This window comes from Serratia sp. NA_112.1 (assembly GCF_052691715.1).
In genome coordinates this window covers 331,033-350,209 of sequence record NZ_JBQZFO010000003.1, presented here as the reverse complement: position 1 = coordinate 350,209, position 19,177 = coordinate 331,033, and the positions used below count along the sequence as shown (strand labels likewise).

Annotated in this window: 24 protein-coding genes and 2 pseudogenes; 1 reads left to right on the top strand and 25 read right to left on the bottom strand. The window is 56.4% G+C overall.

From position 1 onward, the window contains the following. Positions 1 to 327 precede the first annotated feature (327 nt). The 14 genes and pseudogenes from ACUTQ5_RS09510 to ACUTQ5_RS09445 all read right to left on the bottom strand — a co-directional run bounded on the left by ACUTQ5_RS09510 (position 328) and on the right by ACUTQ5_RS09445 (position 12,375). Positions 328 to 546, bottom strand: a complete 219-nt coding sequence (locus ACUTQ5_RS09510; RefSeq protein ID WP_071683683.1) for a DNA-binding transcriptional regulator — start codon at positions 544 to 546, stop codon at positions 328 to 330. A gap of 74 nt (positions 547 to 620) precedes the next feature. Further along, positions 621 to 1,798: pseudogene (locus tag ACUTQ5_RS09505) on the bottom strand (phage late control D family protein). After that, positions 1,795 to 2,280, bottom strand: a complete 486-nt coding sequence (locus ACUTQ5_RS09500) for a phage tail protein (protein WP_166732801.1) — start codon at positions 2,278 to 2,280, stop codon at positions 1,795 to 1,797. The pseudogene ACUTQ5_RS09505 and the gene ACUTQ5_RS09500 overlap by 4 nt, the downstream one beginning before the upstream one ends. A 16-nt stretch (positions 2,281 to 2,296) precedes the next feature. Then, positions 2,297 to 4,744: a phage tail tape measure protein gene (locus ACUTQ5_RS09495; RefSeq protein ID WP_445651045.1), complete on the bottom strand. Its 2,448-nt coding sequence runs from the start codon at positions 4,742 to 4,744 to the stop codon at positions 2,297 to 2,299. Further along, positions 4,737 to 4,874 (bottom strand): GpE family phage tail protein, encoded by a 138-nt coding sequence (locus ACUTQ5_RS09490; protein ID WP_161712050.1) that lies wholly within the window; start codon positions 4,872 to 4,874, stop codon positions 4,737 to 4,739. The genes ACUTQ5_RS09495 and ACUTQ5_RS09490 overlap by 8 nt, the downstream gene beginning before the upstream one ends. Before the next feature lie 14 nt (positions 4,875 to 4,888). Next, positions 4,889 to 5,185 carry a phage tail assembly protein gene (locus ACUTQ5_RS09485; protein ID WP_445651044.1) on the bottom strand — a complete coding sequence of 99 codons (297 nt, stop codon included), beginning with the start codon at positions 5,183 to 5,185 and terminating at the stop codon, positions 4,889 to 4,891. A gap of 63 nt (positions 5,186 to 5,248) precedes the next feature. After that, a complete protein-coding gene (locus ACUTQ5_RS09480) occupies positions 5,249 to 5,770 on the bottom strand; it encodes a phage major tail tube protein (protein WP_161712048.1) in 522 nt (173 codons plus the stop codon). A gap of 14 nt (positions 5,771 to 5,784) precedes the next feature. Next, entirely contained in the window at positions 5,785 to 6,954 is a 1,170-nt protein-coding gene (locus ACUTQ5_RS09475; RefSeq protein WP_445651043.1) for a phage tail sheath protein, read from the bottom strand. A gap of 280 nt (positions 6,955 to 7,234) precedes the next feature. Further along, positions 7,235 to 7,660, bottom strand: a complete 426-nt coding sequence (locus tag ACUTQ5_RS09470) for a tail fiber assembly protein (protein WP_445651042.1) — start codon at positions 7,658 to 7,660, stop codon at positions 7,235 to 7,237. 2 nt (positions 7,661 to 7,662) lie between these two features. Then, a complete protein-coding gene (locus ACUTQ5_RS09465) occupies positions 7,663 to 10,074 on the bottom strand; it encodes a phage tail-collar fiber domain-containing protein (protein WP_445651152.1) in 2,412 nt (803 codons plus the stop codon). After that, positions 9,956 to 10,483, bottom strand: coding sequence for a phage tail protein I (locus ACUTQ5_RS09460; RefSeq protein ID WP_445651041.1), 528 nt, complete (start codon positions 10,481 to 10,483; stop codon positions 9,956 to 9,958). The genes ACUTQ5_RS09465 and ACUTQ5_RS09460 overlap by 119 nt, the downstream gene beginning before the upstream one ends. Then, a complete protein-coding gene (locus ACUTQ5_RS09455; RefSeq protein ID WP_445651040.1) occupies positions 10,476 to 11,384 on the bottom strand; it encodes a baseplate assembly protein in 909 nt (302 codons plus the stop codon). The genes ACUTQ5_RS09460 and ACUTQ5_RS09455 overlap by 8 nt, the downstream gene beginning before the upstream one ends. A 5-nt stretch (positions 11,385 to 11,389) precedes the next feature. Beyond that, positions 11,390 to 11,737, bottom strand: coding sequence for a GPW/gp25 family protein (locus ACUTQ5_RS09450; protein WP_445651039.1), 348 nt, complete (start codon positions 11,735 to 11,737; stop codon positions 11,390 to 11,392). Then, a complete protein-coding gene (locus ACUTQ5_RS09445; protein ID WP_445651038.1) occupies positions 11,734 to 12,375 on the bottom strand; it encodes a phage baseplate assembly protein V in 642 nt (213 codons plus the stop codon). Before ACUTQ5_RS09445 ends, ACUTQ5_RS09450 begins: the two co-directional genes overlap by 4 nt. A gap of 208 nt (positions 12,376 to 12,583) precedes the next feature. Here ACUTQ5_RS09445 and ACUTQ5_RS09440 point away from each other — a divergent pair, with 208 nt between their 5' ends. Then, positions 12,584 to 13,180 (top strand): hypothetical protein, encoded by a 597-nt coding sequence (locus tag ACUTQ5_RS09440; protein WP_445651037.1) that lies wholly within the window; start codon positions 12,584 to 12,586, stop codon positions 13,178 to 13,180. A gap of 89 nt (positions 13,181 to 13,269) precedes the next feature. Here the strand turns inward: ACUTQ5_RS09440 and ACUTQ5_RS09435 are convergent, their stop codons facing one another. The 11 genes and pseudogenes from ACUTQ5_RS09435 to ACUTQ5_RS09385 form a co-directional block, all read right to left on the bottom strand. Then, positions 13,270 to 13,719, bottom strand: a complete 450-nt coding sequence (locus ACUTQ5_RS09435; RefSeq protein ID WP_445651036.1) for a phage virion morphogenesis protein — start codon at positions 13,717 to 13,719, stop codon at positions 13,270 to 13,272. Continuing rightward, on the bottom strand, positions 13,712 to 14,179 hold the full coding sequence (locus ACUTQ5_RS09430) for a phage tail protein (protein ID WP_445651035.1): 468 nt from the start codon (positions 14,177 to 14,179) through the stop codon (positions 13,712 to 13,714). Before ACUTQ5_RS09430 ends, ACUTQ5_RS09435 begins: the two co-directional genes overlap by 8 nt. Continuing rightward, positions 14,142 to 14,432 carry an Rz1-like lysis system protein LysC gene (gene lysC, locus ACUTQ5_RS09425; RefSeq protein WP_445651034.1) on the bottom strand — a complete coding sequence of 97 codons (291 nt, stop codon included), beginning with the start codon at positions 14,430 to 14,432 and terminating at the stop codon, positions 14,142 to 14,144. The genes ACUTQ5_RS09430 and lysC overlap by 38 nt, the downstream gene beginning before the upstream one ends. Beyond that, positions 14,353 to 14,700 (bottom strand): annotated as a pseudogene (gene lysB / locus ACUTQ5_RS09420) (Rz-like lysis system protein LysB); the annotation flags it as partial. The gene lysC and the pseudogene lysB, both read right to left, overlap by 80 nt. Further along, entirely contained in the window at positions 14,697 to 15,206 is a 510-nt protein-coding gene (locus ACUTQ5_RS09415) for a lysozyme (RefSeq protein ID WP_445651033.1), read from the bottom strand. The pseudogene lysB and the gene ACUTQ5_RS09415, both read right to left, overlap by 4 nt. Then, a complete protein-coding gene (locus ACUTQ5_RS09410) occupies positions 15,190 to 15,399 on the bottom strand; it encodes an HP1 family phage holin (RefSeq protein WP_021178175.1) in 210 nt (69 codons plus the stop codon). The genes ACUTQ5_RS09415 and ACUTQ5_RS09410 overlap by 17 nt, the downstream gene beginning before the upstream one ends. Positions 15,400 to 15,401: 2 nt before the next feature. Continuing rightward, positions 15,402 to 15,605, bottom strand: coding sequence for a tail protein X (locus tag ACUTQ5_RS09405; RefSeq protein WP_445651032.1), 204 nt, complete (start codon positions 15,603 to 15,605; stop codon positions 15,402 to 15,404). After that, positions 15,605 to 16,111, bottom strand: coding sequence for a head completion/stabilization protein (locus ACUTQ5_RS09400; protein ID WP_445651031.1), 507 nt, complete (start codon positions 16,109 to 16,111; stop codon positions 15,605 to 15,607). The genes ACUTQ5_RS09405 and ACUTQ5_RS09400 overlap by 1 nt, the downstream gene beginning before the upstream one ends. A gap of 92 nt (positions 16,112 to 16,203) precedes the next feature. Beyond that, positions 16,204 to 16,950 carry a phage terminase small subunit gene (gpM, locus tag ACUTQ5_RS09395; protein ID WP_445651030.1) on the bottom strand — a complete coding sequence of 249 codons (747 nt, stop codon included), beginning with the start codon at positions 16,948 to 16,950 and terminating at the stop codon, positions 16,204 to 16,206. A 3-nt stretch (positions 16,951 to 16,953) separates the two neighbouring features. Next, positions 16,954 to 18,105, bottom strand: coding sequence for a phage major capsid protein, P2 family (locus tag ACUTQ5_RS09390; protein ID WP_445651029.1), 1,152 nt, complete (start codon positions 18,103 to 18,105; stop codon positions 16,954 to 16,956). A gap of 62 nt (positions 18,106 to 18,167) precedes the next feature. Then, a complete protein-coding gene (locus tag ACUTQ5_RS09385; RefSeq protein ID WP_445651028.1) occupies positions 18,168 to 19,013 on the bottom strand; it encodes a GPO family capsid scaffolding protein in 846 nt (281 codons plus the stop codon). Between the last annotated feature and the right edge of the window lie 164 nt (positions 19,014 to 19,177).

Below are 19,177 nucleotides of genomic sequence, written 5' to 3'. Positions count from 1 at the left end.
GACAACGGTTGCGCCTAACGGGATATCCTTCTCCGCGAATTTTTTAATAGTAATCAGTTAATTAACTCGGAATTTCATTCTTATGCCTAGTAAAAGGACGGCAAAGGATAATTAAAAACCTTGTCCAGGTCTATCTTTCACAGGTTGAGTGGCTATTTCGCGAACAATCATCGCTGTAAAAATCGGCTGCGGAGCACAAAAAACTAGGGCCTCGAATGAGGCCCAGCAATATGCAGTTATCATTTTGAAATAAAAGGATTTATTTCATAGCGTGTCCACGCATTGACCACACTTCGAAAAAAGCCCCGGATTTCCGGGGCGATTTGCTTACATCAACATACTTTGCTGACCGTAGTGATTAGGGTGTGGCAGCACCGGGTTCACCCTGCCGGGCGACATTATTGACCGCTCAACGGTCTCCATGGTGACAAACGTATGTCCGCAATTGACGTTCTGACACTGATGATAACGCTCCTTGGTATTCTCGCTCAGGTAACGACTAGAACGAGCATGTGCAGCAGTACCGCATAAGTTGCAATGGAACATATTTATCACCTTTACCGGTCAGTTTCGATAAAGACATTTTAGTATATTTTCTTTATAAAACAACACATTAATAATTAATCATCACTTTGTTTTTCTTCTTCGTACTCAACATCAGAAAGCCTCACCTCAAGCTCTAGCGCCGTCGTATAGCCACCATCACCCAGTGGTGGGTTACCTTGGTGATGATCCACGCCTGTTCGTCTATGACGCGCTTAAAGCCTTTTACCGCCACCGGCGTTTCTGGGTATAAGTCCGCACGCCCCATGGCGAGATTGAGCGAGAACTCAGCCACACCGCGTTGCAGTTTGTCCCACTTGGCCTTAGCCGCCCGCATGGCCTGCGTCTTGGTGGCGTAAATGGTGGTCAGTGCAAACACGTTGTCAGCCTCGCCCGCCATATACTCCCCCTCGCGTTCTTCCTTTGGCTTTGCCGATGCCTTCTTACTCGCCGTGTGTTGGGTGGCTTTGAGGTGTTGCAAGGCGCGCAAGTGCTTCACCTTGGGCTTGCGCTTGAGTTTGACCTTTTTCTTTTGCGCTGCTTTCGGGTCTTTGGTGTGTAGCCATTTGGCCGTGACGCCGGTATAGGCTCCCCGGTCAGCAATCGCAAACTGATGTTGGTCACCGTCGCGGCGCTCGATGGTCACCTGCGGGATGGGTTTGCCACTTGCCGTTACACCGCTGCCGCCGTTGAGAAACAGCAATTTACCCGCCTTGACCGACACCTCCGCCCCGTTGCGCGTGGCAAGGCGGGTCAGGAATTTGGCATCAGACTCCTGTGACTGGTCAATGTGTGGGATGGCAATACCGGCCAGCCCCTCGGCAACACTGGCCGTCAGCTTATTGCGGGCGGCAATCTTCTCCAGTACCGCGCCGAGGGTGGTGTCGTGATAAGACTCCTCCCGGCGTGAATTGAGCGTGCCACGAAAGTCCGCGCTACGGGCGCGAATGGTCAACGTGTCGGGCGCGCCTCGGTGTTCCACCTCATCCACGGTGAAAGTGCCCTTGTTGACCAACGGCTGCCCCTGCCAGCCCAGCAGCAGCGAGAGCACCGCACCACGCACCGGCATCATGACTTGCCCGTCAGCATCATCCAGTTCGATATCAAGCTGGTCAGCCTCAAAGCCGCGGTTATCAACCAAGGCAAGTGACAACAGGCGCGGGCTGATGTTCTGTGTGATGTCTTTTCCCTGCATCGTGAGCATAAAGGCCGGGGCCACTTTTGCCCCCGCATCCAGCGTTAAACCGGGCATCATGACAACAACCCTCCCATTGCTGCGCCCGCTTTATCTGCCAGCCCCTGAGCTTGACCGAGCAAGCCCTCAGCCTGCGCACGCAAATCCCCATAAAGCGCCGTCAGAGACTCGTCCACACGGGTTAGCGTGAGCGAGAACTCAATGCGTCGGGCGCTGCCGTCAGAAAAGAACTCGCTACGGGTCTCGCTGACGCTGTTGACCACAAACATTCCGTAAATGGTGCCGGTGCCCTCCAGCATCGGCCACGCCCGCCCCTCGGCAGCCATCGCGTCTAGGAGCTGCAACGAGACCTTACCGCCGGTGATCTCCGGCATCAGCACCCCGGATAACGTAATTTTCTCCTCACCGACGCCGAGAAACTGCAACGCCGGGCGCAAGCCAATCCGGCTATTGGATGGCCAGCGATAATCGACGTTGCGTTGCATGGTTTGGTAGGGCAGCGTTTGAAGTCGAAACACAAACAACCCCAGGATTAACATCATGGTGACATCCCCCTCTTTAGTCGCTGGCCAATGTTGAACGCTGCGCCGCGCGGGCTTTGCGCTCGCGCTCCTCAACCACTTGCAACAACATCCGCTTGGTTTGCGCTTCGGTCATGCCGCCTGGGTGGCTGCTGGCCACGTGGAAGTTATTGACGCTGTTGTCCGTGTAGGATTTCCCGCCCCCAGCGCTGACCGGCACATACGTCCCTGGCATCGCACCGCCCACAGGGTAGTAACCACCTCTACCAGCCCCGGCGGCGTAGTCGTTGGCTTTCTGCGCCTTCTTGTCAATATCACTGGACTCGCTGTTAATAACGCCGAGCTTTTCCAGCACCCACTTAATCCCCTCTCGCAGCTTGTTGAACGCCTTGAGCGGCAGCATCAGCGCATCGGCCAGCCTACGGCCAAACTCAACACCGGCATTCTTGCAACTATCAAGACTCTCCTGGCTGGACTTCACCGGCTTGAGCAGGTCAGTGAACCATTGCCACGCCTGCTTTAGCCAGCCGCCGAGGGCATCAAACATCGGCTTAAGCGGAGTAAACAGCGCAGCAATCGGGGCGAACGCCTCAGAAATGCCGACAACCACCCCGCTGAAAAAGGCGCTGAGGGGTTCCCAATATTTGCGGATAAGCAACGCACCGGCCACAAACGCAGCCCCTATGGCCACAATCGGCCACGTCAGCGCCCCCAACACAGCCATGATGGCCCCACCGGCGGCGCTGAGGATTGTGCCCATCAGCCCCGCCGCTGCAACGATACCGTTAATCCCGGCAATCACCGGCCACGCGACCAACCCAATCCCGCCCAGCACACCAATGACACCCAGGATGGCCGTGGTGACCATAAAGATTTTTTTCGTCAGCTCCGGGTTTGCCTTTGTCCATTTGCCAACGGTTGTTAGCCACTCAGTCGCCGAGCGTGTCAGTTGCCTTAGTGCCGAGTCCTGCTTTTCAAACACCTCAATCTGTACATCTTCCCAGGCCGACTGAAGGTTTTTTAAATCCCCGTCAAGGTTGTCGGTCTGGACTTTCGCCACCCTGTCCGTTGTCCCCTTCGACTCCTGGATTGCTGCGCGCTTCTCCGCCAGTTTTCCGTTACCGGCGGCGGCAACGAGCTTAACGGCACCCTTCATGGCCTCCTCACCGAAAATAACTTTCAGGTATTCCGCCTGCTGCGCTGTACCAAGTTTGTTTTTCTTGAATGAGGCGTGAATGGATTTAAGGATTTTTTCAACGGGCAGCATGTTGCCTTTGCCGTCCCGCGTTTTGACACCCAACTCACCCAGCGCCGCCGGTGATTGCCCACGCGGAGCTTGTAAGCGACTAAAGATGGCACTGGTGCCCGTCCCCGCCATGGAGGCTTTGATGCCGTTGTCCGCCAAAATACCCAGCATGGCGGTAGCATCTTCAATGCTGGCCCCGGCGGCCTCGGCGATTGGCGCGGCGTATTTCATCGCCTCACCCAGCTCGACAAGGTTGGTGTTGGACGACGTGAACCCCTTGGTCATCACATCAGCAACGCGCTCAATGTCCGACATCGGCAGGTTAAACGCTGATTGCATATTGGTGATGATGTCAGCCGCCTGCGCGATATCCACATCGGCGGCCAGACTGAGATTTACCGTTGAACCGGTAGCCGCCAGCACGGCATCGGCGTTATACCCCGACTTGGCCAGCGTCGTCTGTGTACGCGCAACGTCCATCGGCGAGAACGCTGTCGACCCGCCAATATCACGCGCCTGCTGCCGGATTTTGACGAGCTTCTCGTCACTTTTATCCACGCCAAGAATGGATTGTGTAGCCGACATCTGCTTATCAAAACCCACGCCGGGCGCAATAAATCGGCCTGCCGCATACAGGCCCGTCGTCGCAATCCCTACCCCGGCAGCCCCCATACCGGCCACATTGCCCGCCAGTTGCTTACCGGCCTGATAACGCCGCTGGACATTGCTTAACCGAGCCTGCTGCTGGCTGACGCGCACCAACGCCTCGCGCTGCCGATTGAGTTGGTTGGTGGTGTCGCTGATGGAGGCTCTGAGCTTGCGCTCGTCATTGGCCAGCGTGCGAGTATTAATCCCCGCTTGCGTCAACTCCTGGCGCTGGCGATGCACTGACTGGCGCAGCCCGTTATGCTTGAGCTGCAACTCGGAGGCCGCACGCTTGGCCGCCTCCAACGCTTTTACTTGTGCGTTGGTGGGGTTGACCGTACTTCTCATTGCCACCGCCAGCGCGGCGGCGTCCTGCTTGGCTTTTTGCAGTGCTCGGCCCGTGACCGCAAGCTGCGCACTCGACTCGCGAAAAACCTCAACGCGCCGCGCTTGGGCATTCAGTTTCTTGAGGTCTTGCTGCGTGGTGCGAATGTTCGCAGACAGCGACCTGCTCGCTGTCTGGATGTGCTTGAATGGACGACTGGCTTGGTCAACGGCTTTGAGTAGCACCTGCAATCTAACGTTGTTACTCATTCGCGTGTCCGCTTCGTTGGAGCGCTTTATCGCGCCAGTTGATAACCTCAATCAGGCTCATCGGATAAAGCTCTGACGGCGGCCAGTGGAAAATCACCGCGATATCCGCCATCAGGTCATCAACCGACATCCCGGTGGGAAACGTTAGCGTTCCGCATTCGGCGACAAAAAACCAACGACCTGACCCGCCAGCGCCACAAGGTCAGTCCACTCCAGCAAAGCGACCTCGCTTTCGGTCAGTGACGGGTAAGTCATGCGCGGCAAGACTTTGATAAGCGCATCGACATCCGACCCCGCCACCGCCGCCAGACTCACACCACGCAAGGTGCCTGCGTTTGGCTTAATCAGCGTTACAGACGCAATCTCGGTATCGCCGCGCTTTACAGGTGTATCCAGAGTGACCACGTTCGAGCTTTCTGCTGCTTTATCTGCTTTTTTCATTGGGAGTTTCTCGCTTAATTAATAGGGGGAAAGGTGCGGCCAGCCACGCTGACCGCCGGTAAATTACGACAGGCCGATATTGCGGCGGTGACGCTCCAGCATGTCGACACCGTTCACGCGCTCAATCATGTTGATGGTGTCGATTTCGATGCGCTCTTTGCCATCAATCGTCAGTTTGTAATAGGTGCATTGGGTGGTGATTTTGGTCTCGGTATCCTCACCCTGTTTCTGCTCGCCAAAATCCATTTCTTTATGGCGACCACGCAGCACAATCTCGACAGCCACCACGTCGCCGGTGTCATCACGCTGGTAAGAACCACAAAAACGCAGCGGCACGGTGGCCGCACTGGCGGCAGCGTACTGCCCCCACAAGGCGTCATCAGGCAAACCGCCGATGGCCCATTCCACGTTCAGCGCCTCATCGTCCAGGCCAAAATCCACCGGGGCGCTGCCGTTCATGCCACCGCCGCGATAGTTCTCCAGCTTGCGGGTCAGCTTCGGCAAGGTCACCGAACTGACAAGGCCCATGTAGCTCAGGCCGTCATTAAACAGGTTGAGGTATTTCAGTTTGCGCGGGAGTGCCATTATTAAACGTCCTCTTAGCTGTTGACGGCGGCGGCAAGATTGGCCAGATATTTATCGGTGATGCGCTGGCGCAGGGTCAGGTCTTCCAGCGGCGGCACTGGCGTATAGTCATAATCAATAAACAGTTTCCCGCCTTTCAGTGACTCCTTATCGTTGGCGCTTTCGTCATACCAGCAATCCGCGTCAATGACGTAACCATTGCTTTTCAGCTCGCGAAATTTGGCCTTGATGCCGTCAATGATGTCGCGGATAAGCGTGGCCGTGACCGGCTTATCCACCACCCACATATGCGCTTCGGCCATGGTGTCGGCCAGCACTTGCGCGGTGCGGGTGTAGTTTTCAAACAGGAAAAGCGGATCATCAGAACAGGTGCGGTTACCCCAGAAACGAAAACCATCTTTACGGATAAGGGTGGTAACCCCTGCCTTGTTGAGCAGGTCGGCATCGGTGCCGGGTGCCTGCAAATCCCAGAACACCGAGGCGCTAATGCCGGTCACGCCGTTAACGCCGACGTTGGACAGGGTTTTATGCCAGCCCTGTTCCTGGTCGATTTTGGCACGCAGACCCAGGGCGCGCGCCGTGGCGTAGGCTGTATTGCTGGCATTGGTAGTGGTATCCCAGGCAAGGAAATCCGGCCAAATCAGCATCAACTCACGCTGGCCAAAGTTGTCGCGGTATTTGAGGGCGTCAGGGAGGGTTTTGCAGCCCCAGGCGCTGATGTAGCCAAAGGCGCGCAAGGATTGGCAGACCGTTGCCAGTGCGGCGGCCACGTCTTTCGTATCTAATCCTGGCACGCCAAGGATGCGCGGCTTAACACCGGTGACCGCCTGCGCCGTCAGCAGCGCCTTGATGCCGGTATATTGGCCGGTCGCATTTGCGCCGCCGATAATATTGGTCGTGGTCTCGGCAGCGTCTTTACCTTCGGCCACGCGCACCACCACCGTGACCGGCTTGCACTGGTCAGCGATGGCCTGCAACGCAGCGGCCAGCGTGCCTTTTTTACCGGCCTTGCCTACCGCCGCTTGCACATCGGTGATCAATACCGGGACATTGAGCGGGAACATGGCCGCATCAGCATCGCTGGCGGTACACACCATGCCGACAATAGCAGTGGAAACAGTTGAAATCACGCGGGTGCCATCGTTGACTTCAATGACTCGCACGCCGTGATGGTAGTCACTCATTGAGTTTACTCCGTGGTTGTTTGGTGTGGACAGCTTGCAGCCACGCGGGGTCGCGCGCACGTCATCGGCGTTGGAAGGCCCACCAAACAACGGCGCGCAGGGATTAGGTGGGGGATTACTTCATGACGATCGTTTTCGCCGATCAATATGACTGCATTGATCTATCTAATCGATTAGACAGGTTTTGGGCTAACGGGTTAGGGTTGACCTCGACGCGGCAACATCAGGGAAAGACCGCGCCACAGAGAACAGCCCGCAAAATTTGCGGGCTGTTTTTCTATCAGGCATCCGGGATCGTTGGCCAGTCAATATCTGGCGCGCTTTCAGTATCCACTCTGTTAATCAGCACTCGGTAACGCTTCCAGGCCAGTAAAAGCGCCCTTTCCTCTGGCGTCGCTACCCCTAAATCATCCGCATCCTGAAGAGGGGCAATCGCCTTACCGGCCATCTCCAACCGCGCGGCCTTTTCCCAGGACGCAATCTCTACTTGCTGCACGGGTGTTAACTGTGGGGCATCAATCCAACACGGTCGCCCCTGCGCATTCGCCCCACGGACTTTCCCTCTTTGCCCCTGTACGCGGTAGGTGTTCCATTCTTCATCGGTGATCGGCATTACATCATCCGGCCACGTTCCGTTAGCCTGAAAATCATCCTTTTCCTCAATCACATAAAACGTATTCGTCGTTGCGCTATATCCGTAACTCATCCTTAAACCCCCACCGACTGCCAGAACACCACCTGCTCTTGGCCATCCATCATTGCGTTAAACCCGTTGTTATCCATATCTCGCGCCTGAATATTGACCCGACTATCACCGAACCAAGTTCCGGTGGAGCTGATAAGCGTCAGTTGCACACCGAAGCACTGCCGCGCATAGCCACGAGGGAACCCAACCCAGTTAGCATAATCAACACGATTAACCACACCGCCCTGGATAATGAACCCGGTCAATTCGTCCTTGTACCACCACGCATTGCGATCACCGGCCACATGAGTGCGATTATTAAATGAGTTCCAGTCAACACGGCCATTGACCTGCTCAATCACTGCATCCCATAACCATTTATTACCCCAGCGGCTACCCAAAATATTGCCGTCAGCAGAGTGTGTGGCTTGTCCAACCTTAAGGTTGCCGATAACACTAGCGTTATGGCCTAAAACCACATCACCATTTTTTACGTTGACTGCCAACGGGCGCAGTCCGTTGTATGCCCCGTACTGGTTTTTGGCATTAGTCATCAGCAAATACAGACTGTTGCCATCATTACGCCAGTACGTCCCATAATCGCCACCAATTAATCGGTAGTTATCTGAGGACGTGGATTGGATTTCCGAGCTGGTTTTCAGCACCCCCGTTAACTGGCCGCCACTCTTCATCAAATAGCGGGAGTCCGATTCGGTCTTATTCCAGGCGTTAATGTCCGCCGCCACTAAATTCACATCAGCCGATAAGGGCTTGCCGTTAACCTTGATGGAGCGCAGTGCATATTTTTGTAACGCCTGGGCGTCAGTCAACGCCCCTACATCTGCGGCAGTGGGCTTATTTTTAGTGTGATAAATTGTGGCATTGGCAGCCTGATTTGCTTCAGTGCCCCAACAGAGATTATTTTTGTCATTAATACCCAGCCGATACAGCGGCGCACCGCCGCCGAGCTGAAAGCCTATGGATAAATTGGCGGTGGCAGTGCTACGTTTCAACACAAAGGGCGTATGCTCTACACCATCAATCAGCATCGCGATGTTTTCCGTGCCGGTGGAGCCGGTTTTGACTGTCAGCTTTTTTACCGTCCCTCCCGATAGCATCAGGTAACGGCCATCCGCCTCGCTTTTGTTCCAGGCATTGACATCCCCAGCCAGCAGATTGACATCGGCACTCAGCGGCTTGCCGTTTACCTTGATGGAACGCAGTGCGTATTTCTGCAATGCTTGCGAATCAGTAAGCGCGCCAACATCAGCCGCTGTGGGCTTATTTACGGAGTCATAGAGCATTACCCATCCCTGCCACACCCCGGCGCGCAAAGTATTTCGATAAACTTTGTCGCTTGAGTGCCCTCTATTAATCAACGGCTTGGCGATTAATGAACCATGCCCTCCGCTGCTACTGGAGGTAAATGACCAATCCAGTTCATAAGCTAGCACTGCTGATGGCATATCCGCCGAGTCAGCATTAACCGCGTATTTACCGGTTTTTTGTGCCTTGATAAGCGTCAGTGTATTGGTTGACGACAAGATTGGCGTCGCTCCCCCAACACCAAAATCACCGTTAATCATCACCTGACCCGCATCCTTGCCCGCTTGTTTTATCGCCGCTGACCCCAATTCTAAATTGGCGCGGGCAGTAGCTTTATCGGGTAGGTCGGCGAGGTTTTTCCCCAGCTTCACCGTCGCATCATTTACCGCCTTGACCGCTTTCGGCGTGGCCGCCAGGGTCTCGCTGGCGCTGTTGGTGGCGCTGCTCAGTTGCACAAAACCCTTGGCCGCCGTGGTGGCATCGGGGTGGTTGCGGGATTTGGCATGGTCATCAATCGCCGCTGCCACAAAGTCGCGCGTGGCAGTCACCATATCACCGTTAACAATCAGCGTGATAGCCTCGGTGTGGCTGACAATCAGCACCATGCGCAAGGTCTGCGTGCGCCCGCTGCCCTCTTCCAGCTTTGGCTTATAGGACTCGGCCACATTGCTGACCGCAATCAGCACGCCATCTGCGTCATAGAGGCCCATTTCACGTAGCCAGAAGCCGCCCACACTAGCCGGAATAATTAACTCGGCAATCAACCGGTCTGGTGCGGCCTTATCAACGGTCAGCGAGTTAAGTGCTGCGCGGTAACGCTCATTAATAAGTTTGGTTTGTGCCGGGCTAGGCGTGGGTAGCTTGCCGTTACCGTCCCCGACGGCCAGACGGTCAATCTTCAACGGTTTGCCGCCTGCGCTGGCGGCCGCAATCTTTGCCGCCCCGGCGGTGGTCAGAATGGCTTTATATTTGCTCATGATTTCTCGCTTGTTATCCGGGGTAAACGGTAATCGTGTCGCCATCGTAAATGCCGACGCCGGTGTAAACAGGGCCGTTAACGTCCTGCACGATATTGAGGCCGATAAGGTGGCGACTGACCGGCTTGGCATCAGCAATCACCCGCTCCATCTCTCGATACATTTCCTCGGTGATGCCGGTCTCCAGCACGCCGATATCCAGCCGGAATGTGCCGGGCGGGTCATTGTTTTGCCACCACTCGTAGACTTTGATGAGATAGCCGAGAGGCTCCACGACCCGGCGAACGGCACCCATGGTGCCCTTGTGGCGGTGCAGGTAAAACGCCGAGGTCACCACGTTACGCTTGGCGGCCTCCGACCAACTCTCATCCCATCGGTCAACCGAGAACGCCCAGGCCAGATAAGGCAGCAGATTGAGCGGACAGGTTGCCGGGTTCCACAGGTCACGCAACGGCATCGGCACGCGCGCCAGTTCGGCGCAGGCCCTTTCGGCGGCCACCTCCAGCGGCGAGGAGCCAACCGGTAACAGGCGGCTACTCATCAGAACCCCCGACAATGATGCGGTGTTGCTCGCAAAACGACGCCTGGGTATTGTTCAGCACGATATCGGCCAACGGCTTTTTCAGCTCCACACGCTGCACCCCTTCCGCGTGCAGTGCGGCATAGATGGCTGACAGACGAATATCACGCCCTAGCCGGTGCTGTGCGGTGATGTAGCGTTTGAGCTTGGCCTCGGCTGCGGCCTGTATGGGGGCCGCCTCCGGGCCTGGATAGAGATAGAGCACCGCCTCAATGGTGTATTTGACAATATTCGCGGATTGCACGGTCACGCGGTCACCCACCGGACGAACGTTCTCGTCATTCAAGGCGCGAGTGACCACGGCCAGCAAGTCAGCACTGGCCGCGCCGTTACCCTCCCGCGACAACACCGAGATAGTCACGCAGGCCGGACTTGGGCTGATTGCTTTCACGTCAGCCACCCGACCATCGGCAGCGCGGCCATGGTACTCATAGGCACCGGATGGCCCCGCAACGCTAATACCTTCAAATGCCTGCGGGATACGCACCCGATACTCGCTATCGGATTCCATGACCGCCGGTGTCGGGGGGAGCGTGGTGTCATCAGCAGGTGTAATCACCAATCTAGGGGTGTCAACATTCGCGCCAAGCTGGTCGAGGTCACTGCCGGTGGCAAAGGCCACCATCACCGCACGTGCCGCCTCATTCACCCGCTGGCGAAGCATCAGCTCGCGATAGGCGTTTTCCTGCAGTAGCTTGACGATAGGCTCGGACTCCAGCGCCAGGGTGCGTGCGATAGCCTCCTGCTGGTCTGCCGGATACAGGGAAATCAGCATTGCTTTGCGCTCGGCTAGCAGGGTTTCATACTCCAACTCCTCCACAACATCCGGTGCGGGGAGCTGGCTTAAATCGATGGTTGGCATAGTTATCAGCTCAGGGGGACGGTTAAGGAAAACGTGCCGCTGGCGTCGCGGCGCACGCCGGTGATATCAACAACCATTTGGCCATTGAAATAGCTCTCAAACGTGATGGCCGTCAGGCTGATGCGCGGCTCCCATTTCAGGATTGCCGCGTAGCAGGCGGCCATCACCTGCAACTTGACCGCTTCGTTTTGCGGCTGGTCAATCAGGGCTGATAGTAAAGAGCCGTATTCACGGCGCATCACGCGCGATCCAATCGGCGTGATGAGAATGTCACGCACGCTTTGGCGAATGTGGTCAATGTCGGTCAGCTCGGTGCCGGTGTCGCGGCTCATGCCGCTGTAGCGCGCCGTCATTTGGTGCCCTCCGTCCAGCCACCGCCGCGCTGCACGCCACCGTGACCGTGGTTATCTATCTGCACGTTATTGGATGTGAAGGTGCCGCCGGAATGGCTGATATTCCCTTTCATCTCACCGCCTTTCTGCACTTCCAGCGTGCCGGTGGTCAGCTTGTTGGTGCAGACCACCTCCGGTGTGTTTAGGGTGATTTTCTCGCTGGCATTGACCGTCACCACCGGCACCGTGACGGTGACCGACTCGGAGGCGGTCACGTCCGCCGTTTTTATGCCAGTAACGGTCAGCGCGCCAGTTTCCGGCTCGTACTCAATGACCGCACCATCAGGAAAGCTAACGTGGAACGCATCAGCGGAGACTGACGGCGGCGGGAAGTCATCGGAATAAATTCCCGGCAGCACAAAGGCGGTATCCAACTCGCCACCCAGGGCCAACACCAGCACCTGCTCACCAATGGACGGTGCCCACCAGGTACGCGAGCGCCCGGCGCGACAGGTTAGCCAGTTCAGCCAGTCGGTCGTATTGCCGCCGGTTTGGACGCGGCAGCGCCCCTCATCGGTATCGACATCAGCAACGACACCAATGCGGATGAGATTGCGCACTGCGCGCGCCAGTTCTGAGAGGGTTTCGAGTGTTTGCATAAGGAAAGGATGCCGTTAGAGAGATCTAGCGGCAATTTGAGCGCGTAGGATGACCCGCCAGACAACATCGAATACCAAATCCCCAACAGGAGTGATTTTTGCACAGAGACATGGAACTAATGACTAAATTAAAGTAAATTCATTCACAGCAATACACTCAGGTCGTGGAAAATCCCACTTTCCATACGATACTTAAAAAGGACACATTATGTTTAGTAAAAAAATGAATACGGGAATATTGACTCTGGCATTTTTTGTTAGTTTCCCCTCTATTGCAGGCTCAGTTATTCAAAACTTATCGGCATGTGATTCATCATTCTTCAAAGAAATGCAAAATAATAAAGAGATAAATGACTTAATCCTTAACGCTGTCGAGCAGAACGTCAAAAATAAAGAAAACATTTCAATTGACACCAATAAACTTCACGACAACAACCTACCCCTTAACAAATACATAAGCAAATACACAAATATGAACAAATACAGCGAGGGATTGGGCGAATATTACTATTGGGGGTTTGAAACAAGCGAGCCGCTTGACGTGGTAGTAAAAAAGGTCGAAAAACAAGTCCCTTTAGTAAAAAACGGTGACTTATACATATACAATCCAATGATAAAAGACGTCACTAACTCTCAGTGGTCGATGAACAACAATGCAAGTTCGGGAACAGTCCCCGGTAAGACAATTGCCGAAAAGCTTTTTATTGTAGAAAAAACTGACAGCGGCACGACGTTTCTATTATGCTCACTTCAAGGTGTTTTTTCTGATGCAGACTTGAAGTCTATCAGAACAGACTTGAATTGATAGATACAGTCTAATACCTATTAAAATGGAAAAGCTGAACCACTTAAGCTTCAGCTTTTTATCGCAGCAACACACATACTCCAGCGCACTTACGCTTTGCTCATCCTCACTACAATAACGTCTTCAACAATCTGGCGGTCTGTCTCATTAAAACCGAGTAAAAGCCGTGTGTCATACTGCACCTCTTTGCTATGTCGGTTTGGCCTGTCTCGCAACCCCTCCTGATGCACTCTCGCGATACGTTGTACCCGCCCGACAAAATCGACCACCGCGTCGTCATTACTGCCCTTGGCTTTCATGTAGCGATTGGTGCGCAACTTGGCAAACATGGCCCGCTTAACCCGGCCTTTTTTACCCCGCACCGGTTGGCGGCGGCGGGCATACGGGGTGCCATTGGGTGCCTGCTGGCGCTTGATGCGCTGCTGCTGACTGGCGCGGAGCTGCTTGGCAATCTCGGCGGCCATCTTGCGGCGGCTGGCCGGTGACAGGCTGGCAATCAGCGCCGCCAGCTTGTCATCAAAGGGTTTAAGCTCACTCATCCCATTCGCTCACTAGTTCGCCGTGGATATAGAGCTGCATCGGGCGCACCACCGGCACCGGTGGCGGCGGTTCTGGGGCGTGCGAAACATGCAGCGCCCGATCAACCTCTTTGACAATCGTGCGCTCAGTCAGGCGCAGACCGATACTCACGTCAACACTGTCGTTATTGTTGATGTCGGCGATGTAGGTAAAGCCCTGTTTTTTGCCCTCGTCAGTGGTCATGATGTCGGGCTGGTTTTCCCGTAGCCATGCCCCCACCGGCACCAACAGCAAATCCAGGTCGCCGGTGAAATCCGTTACCACCACGTTGAGGGTGTAGCGGTTTTCGAACGACAACGAGGTCGCCAGCGTGGCCCCAATCGACCCGCTGTCGATAAAGATGCGCAGCATTTCCGGGTTGGCTTTCAGTACCGGCACCGCGTCATTCAGCGCTTTGCGCAGGCTTTTCGGCTTGAGCATCTATTTCCTCCTGGCAGTGTTTCACGGCTTCGACCTGCTGCGCGCAACTCACCAGTGCGCGCTCAAGCTGGCGGACATCCTCACTTAATTCCCCGTTGGTGGTCGGTTGGCTTTCCGGTATCGGGCAACTGCTGACCCTCGGACAGCCAGCGTAGATAATCGTCGGGGGTGGCAAATCCGGGGCGGCGGTGCAGCCTGATAACATCATCAGGCAGAGGAGCAACATACCAGCGGCGCAGAGCTTCATTTTCATTGATGAGCCTTGTGATGGTTTGATTGCGGCGGCTGGCCAATGCCTCGGCGGTGTCACGCTGCTCACGCAAAAGCACCTGCACCCGCTCGTTGCTGCGGACGCGGGCCTCCAGTTCTGTGAGCGCTTTCTGCGAGGCTTGCAGCGCTTTTTTTTGCTTGCCGATGGTTTGGGTTGCGTCGGACAGTGAACGGGCTAGTTCGCGGTTTTCCCGCCCTATCCACCACACCACCACGACGGCCAGCACCAGCAAGGTAATCAGCGTTTTCATTGCGCCCCCGTCATGCACAGCGCGCGCTCACTGGCGCGCCGGTTGGCCAGCCCGGCAGACTTCACACCATTGACATACACCCAACGCGGGAGCTGATTGCACGCCTGCGGCCATTGCTGCTGATTGATAAAATGCGCCAGCGTGGACTTGCACGCGGCTCCCGTACCGACGTTAAAAGCAAAGCTGACCACCGCGTCATAAACCGGCTGCGGCATGGGCACCGGCATACATTGCGCCAGCCTGCGCTCAACCTGCATAACATCCGCCACCAGATTGACAGCGGCATCGTGCTCACTGATGGCCTGCCCCGGCTTGACCCCGGCGGTGTGGCCAATACCGCTCGTCCACACCCCGGCGCTGCACTGGTACGGACTCAGGCGGCACCCTTCCAGGTTGGCAATCAACTCCAGCCCGACCAGGGAGGTACGCAACTGGCTAAAGTCAGGCAGCAGCACAGCCAACAGCAACACCGCCGCCACGCTGCAACGCTTAACGATTGAGGACATCGATAACCTCCTTTTGAACACCGGCACGCTTGAGCAACAGATAGCTCTTGCGGCGGTAATACCAGTTGATCGCAAAGGTGCCCACACCCACCGTGGCACCAACAATCAGCGCGATATCCTGCGCGGAATACTTGCCTACCCAGGCCAACATCACGGCCACGGCATAGGCAAAGAATGAGGTGATTTTCTCCATGCTTAATCCCATAGCTGAACGGTTTCGGTTGCCGGGGCGGTGGCCATCACCGGCAGCGTGACGGCGGTGCCGTGGGGCAGAATGACACCCACCTCGGCCAGCCCCGGATTGGCCAACAGCACCGCCTCGACCACGCCCTCGGTGCGGCCATAATGCCGGTGACACAGCGCGTCAAGGGTGTCACCCTGCCGTGCAATGACCTCCATCAGAGCTGCCCGACGATACAGCGCGGCTTACCCTGTAACCGAGCCACAGCCCAGCGCATATCCCGCCAATGCTCGTCAATCGACGCCTCAACGTCATCGGCCTTTTTATCGCCCTTGGCACTGGCATCAACGGTGCGGTAACGCTCATACAGGACAGCGGTGGCCATGGCGCATACCGCGCTCAGGTAGTGAAAACACTTCTCGCTCTCCCCGTCGATATGCTCGGCGGGCACGTCCGTCAGGCACATAAACCCGGCGGCCATCTGCTGCTCGCGGTACAGATACAACTCGGCATTAGTCTCGGCGATACCACTTTGGATCGCGCGGCGCAGGCGCTGCGGCGTGACGGTATGCTCCAGGCGCATCAGCTCACGCACACGCTTCGGGTCGACGTCGGGGAAAAAGAAGGTGTTTTTAATCACCGACTCCGACACATCCGGGGGCGGGATAATGGCCGTCGGCACATCAAACGGCGCAACGGGGTTATGCATAATCACTGTTGTCATGACGACCTCAAAATAGGGGGCGGTGGACGATGGCGTTGATAAGCCCGGAGGCAGTCGCGGCCATCGTGCCGCCCAGCGCGGGGCGCATTCTGTTAACCGGCGACTTTTTTCGCCTTCGGTGGCCGCCCGCGTTTTGCTGGGGTGGCGGCAGTCTTACGCGGGCGCGCGGTTGTTCTTTTGGCGGCGGGGGTCGGTTTGGGCTTGAGCGCACTCTCGCAACGTTGGATCTCTTTTTTCACCCCGGCGGCCTTGTCCTTTCGCATGGCGATGTTGAGGTGTTCCAGCGCCTGCGCAAAATCACCCGCCTCACTCAACATCAGGCCGATAACCTTGTGCAGCTTGGCGCGCACTTCTTCGGGCATGTCCGCATCGCCGACCAGCTCCAGCGTGGCCAGCAGGTCGCTGATGGCCACCGGCGTCCCCGCCTTGCGGCAGCGCTCGGCGGACAGCGCAACATCTTCAACCAGCAAATACGGGGCCGGGCGCTTGTTGTTCGGGGTAGCAAGCCGGTGTTGCAGCGCATAGGGCGCAATCACCAGCGCGCCGGGAATATCGTCGGCGTCGAGCCGCCACTGCATGACGGTCATCAGGATGTCATCTTGTGCGCCACGCCCTTCGGCCAGCACGCCAGCCACCCACGGTGCATAAGCAGGCAGCATGGCCCGCTTGTGCTCGGCTTTCCTCTCGACGGAGTAGATTTGTTTTAACTTTGCGCGGTCTGCGGCCAGCTTAACGAGCATTTGCTCGTAGGCGTTGGCATGGCGCAGCGGATCATCCACCCGCTGCGCAGCCTCCATGGCCGAGACCCGCATCATGTGACGCTGTGCGGGACTCGTCATGGTTTACGCCTTATCGTCTGCGGGTTGTTCGCCGGTTGCTACGGGCTGTGTGATCACCGTCATTTCCTTCACCAACTCCCCCGCCAACGCTTTAACCGTATCCGGGTTGGTTTCGGTTTTCTGAGCCAGCAACTCGATATTTTCAATCAGGCAACCGAAGGCGTAATCCTCAACCACATAATCGATGTTCATCGACTCGTAGTTTTCCACGCGGTCACGCTTGGCGTTTTCTTCCATGTGACGGCGGTGGCTCTCATCCATAAAGTAGATAGAGAGGTTTTCCAGGCTGGTGACCATGATGGCGTTAGCCGGGAAGAACGGCACGCGCACGGCTGGCAAGTTACCGATGCGCTTTTGGCTGACAATCACGTCGGCGGCCATCGCCTCGGTGTTCGCCTGCTCCTGATTCACAATCGGGAAATACTTGTCCGCCAGCAACTTGCGGCCACAGATGACCACCAAGTCAGGTGACTCTTGATGCCACGGTGCAATCAGGTTGTTGGTGGCGTCCATCACCAGCGCATCCAGGTTGGCGTAGTCACCCCCTTTACCGATGCGGATGACATTGGAAATCACCTTCCCCTCCTCGTCGGTGACGTTGTTCATCACACGGGTTGGCGCTTCATCGCGGTACTTTTGCAGCCAGCCGACGGCGATATCTTGCAGCAAGGGGTATTTGATACGGTCAGAGGTGGGCGCGCGCTTAACGCCGTTGAACCCGGCCATGATGAAATCCAACGCCTGACGCTTCACGATGGCGTTGCGAATGCGCAACTGGAAATCCTGATAGCGCGCCCAGAGGTCAAGCTGTTTATAGCGCAGGTGGAAGTCAAAGTTCATTTGCTGACACTCGTACCCCTTTGACTCCAGCGCGGTGAAATCAGCGGTCTGACGCTCTTTGCCACCGTCGGTATCGGTGGTGCTGGCAATGGAGCCATTGACACCTACGCCCACTTTCTCCCCTTTCAGCTCATCCACCGGCACCATGTTGATGCGGGTCAGGAAATCGGAGGTCTCCTGCACGGTATTCATCAAGGTTTGCGTGACCGACGGCTCCACGCTGAACTTGTTGGAGATGTCACCGACGTCGATGCCGTTGAGCTTGGCCACTTGCAGCAAATAGGCGTTAAATTTAAAGCGGGTCTCTTTTTTCATTAGGGTTTCCTAGTCAATAAACAAGGTGATAACAGGGGGCGCACAGCGCCCCGGCCAGACGATTAGCAGTTGGTCAGCAGGCTCTCCTCACCCTCGCCGCCAGTGGCCGCCGGGCGGCGCGACTGGCTAAAACTCTCGGTGTTGTCGAGCGTGGTTTTCAGCTCGGCAAACTGCTGCTGGCTCTCTTTTGCTGCGTTTTTCAGCCCGGCGATTTCCTGCTCCAGCTCGGTAAAACGTTGCGCGGTGCTTTCGCCGCTGGCCTGTACCTGCTCCACCACCGCCGTGACGGCCTCATGCACATCGCTGAAACGCGCGTCATCGCTCTCCTGCTTGCGGCTGAACATGGCTTTTACCTTTTCGCTCAGACTGGATAGCAAGGTATCGGGCACCTCTTCGAACTCCAGTTCGGCCAACGTGGCCACTGAGAACAAATCACCTGGCTCGGACTTGCGGCCCGCGAGGGGATTGGTTTTAGCGCGAGAGCAGAATTCAAGGTATTCCGTGCCCAGGCTGGCCGGGTCATCGGTCACCGCGAGGCCAACGAGATAGCACTTGCCGGTATTGGCAAAGTTCGGGCGGATCTCCATGGAGGTGTAAACCTTCTGGCCCGCTTTCACCATGGCAGCCAAGTCGTCGGTAGGGGTCAACTTTGCGAACAGCGCCCATTTGCCGTTAAGGATGGAATCGTCAGCGATTTTCTCGGCTTTCAGCGCGATCACATCGCCCAGGCGCTTGAAATCGCCGTTGGGGAATAGCCCTTTGATGTGTTCCAAATTGATGCGGCAGCCATAGACACGCGGGTCAAAGCTCTCGCCCATTTGCTGGATATCATTGCCGTCAATCACACGGCCATCGCAGGTGTCACCCTCGACGCCAACGCGAAACCACTTTGATACTTTTTTTGCCATGGTCATTTGTCCTGATTGGGAGTGTTATGTCGGGGGCTAGTTTCCCGGTCAAACACCCACGCGACCAGCGATGGCCGACGGACTACCCCTGACACAACAGCACCTTAGCGCGCCGCCGGTGCCGGTTGCGTAGCCTTGCCCTCGTCACCACCAAGAGGGCACCG

Bases quoted from the DNA above. Each gene is read 5' to 3' on its own strand.
- ACUTQ5_RS09405 (WP_445651032.1), bottom strand. From the start codon at position 15,605: ATGGAGGTCATTGCACGGCAGGGTGACACCCTTGACGCGCTGTGTCAC.
- ACUTQ5_RS09435 (WP_445651036.1), bottom strand. From the start codon at position 13,719: ATGAGTGAGCTTAAACCCTTTGATGACAAGCTGGCGGCGCTGATTGCC.
- ACUTQ5_RS09485 (WP_445651044.1), bottom strand. From the start codon at position 5,185: ATGAAAAAAGCAGATAAAGCAGCAGAAAGCTCGAACGTGGTCACTCTG.
- ACUTQ5_RS09455 (WP_445651040.1), bottom strand. From the start codon at position 11,384: ATGCCAACCATCGATTTAAGCCAGCTCCCCGCACCGGATGTTGTGGAG.
- ACUTQ5_RS09450 (WP_445651039.1), bottom strand. From the start codon at position 11,737: ATGACGGCGCGCTACAGCGGCATGAGCCGCGACACCGGCACCGAGCTG.
- ACUTQ5_RS09445 (WP_445651038.1), bottom strand. From the start codon at position 12,375: ATGCAAACACTCGAAACCCTCTCAGAACTGGCGCGCGCAGTGCGCAAT.
- ACUTQ5_RS09475 (WP_445651043.1), bottom strand. From the start codon at position 6,954: ATGAGTGACTACCATCACGGCGTGCGAGTCATTGAAGTCAACGATGGC.
- ACUTQ5_RS09465 (WP_445651152.1), bottom strand. From the start codon at position 10,074: ATGCCAAGCCGGTCAGTCGCCACCTTATCGGCCTCAATATCGTGCAGG.
- ACUTQ5_RS09510 (WP_071683683.1), bottom strand. From the start codon at position 546: ATGTTCCATTGCAACTTATGCGGTACTGCTGCACATGCTCGTTCTAGT.
- ACUTQ5_RS09495 (WP_445651045.1), bottom strand. From the start codon at position 4,744: ATGAGTAACAACGTTAGATTGCAGGTGCTACTCAAAGCCGTTGACCAA.
- ACUTQ5_RS09490 (WP_161712050.1), bottom strand. From the start codon at position 4,874: ATGTCGGTTGATGACCTGATGGCGGATATCGCGGTGATTTTCCACTGG.
- ACUTQ5_RS09460 (WP_445651041.1), bottom strand. From the start codon at position 10,483: ATGAGTAGCCGCCTGTTACCGGTTGGCTCCTCGCCGCTGGAGGTGGCC.
- ACUTQ5_RS09415 (WP_445651033.1), bottom strand. From the start codon at position 15,206: ATGTCCTCAATCGTTAAGCGTTGCAGCGTGGCGGCGGTGTTGCTGTTG.
- ACUTQ5_RS09500 (WP_166732801.1), bottom strand. From the start codon at position 2,280: ATGATGTTAATCCTGGGGTTGTTTGTGTTTCGACTTCAAACGCTGCCC.
- ACUTQ5_RS09470 (WP_445651042.1), bottom strand. From the start codon at position 7,660: ATGAGTTACGGATATAGCGCAACGACGAATACGTTTTATGTGATTGAG.
- gpM (WP_445651030.1), bottom strand. From the start codon at position 16,950: ATGACGAGTCCCGCACAGCGTCACATGATGCGGGTCTCGGCCATGGAG.
- ACUTQ5_RS09385 (WP_445651028.1), bottom strand. From the start codon at position 19,013: ATGGCAAAAAAAGTATCAAAGTGGTTTCGCGTTGGCGTCGAGGGTGAC.
- ACUTQ5_RS09430 (WP_445651035.1), bottom strand. From the start codon at position 14,179: ATGCTCAAGCCGAAAAGCCTGCGCAAAGCGCTGAATGACGCGGTGCCG.
- ACUTQ5_RS09390 (WP_445651029.1), bottom strand. From the start codon at position 18,105: ATGAAAAAAGAGACCCGCTTTAAATTTAACGCCTATTTGCTGCAAGTG.
- ACUTQ5_RS09400 (WP_445651031.1), bottom strand. From the start codon at position 16,111: ATGACAACAGTGATTATGCATAACCCCGTTGCGCCGTTTGATGTGCCG.
- ACUTQ5_RS09410 (WP_021178175.1), bottom strand. From the start codon at position 15,399: ATGGAGAAAATCACCTCATTCTTTGCCTATGCCGTGGCCGTGATGTTG.
- ACUTQ5_RS09440 (WP_445651037.1), top strand. From the start codon at position 12,584: ATGTTTAGTAAAAAAATGAATACGGGAATATTGACTCTGGCATTTTTT.
- lysC (WP_445651034.1), bottom strand. From the start codon at position 14,432: ATGAAAATGAAGCTCTGCGCCGCTGGTATGTTGCTCCTCTGCCTGATG.
- ACUTQ5_RS09480 (WP_161712048.1), bottom strand. From the start codon at position 5,770: ATGGCACTCCCGCGCAAACTGAAATACCTCAACCTGTTTAATGACGGC.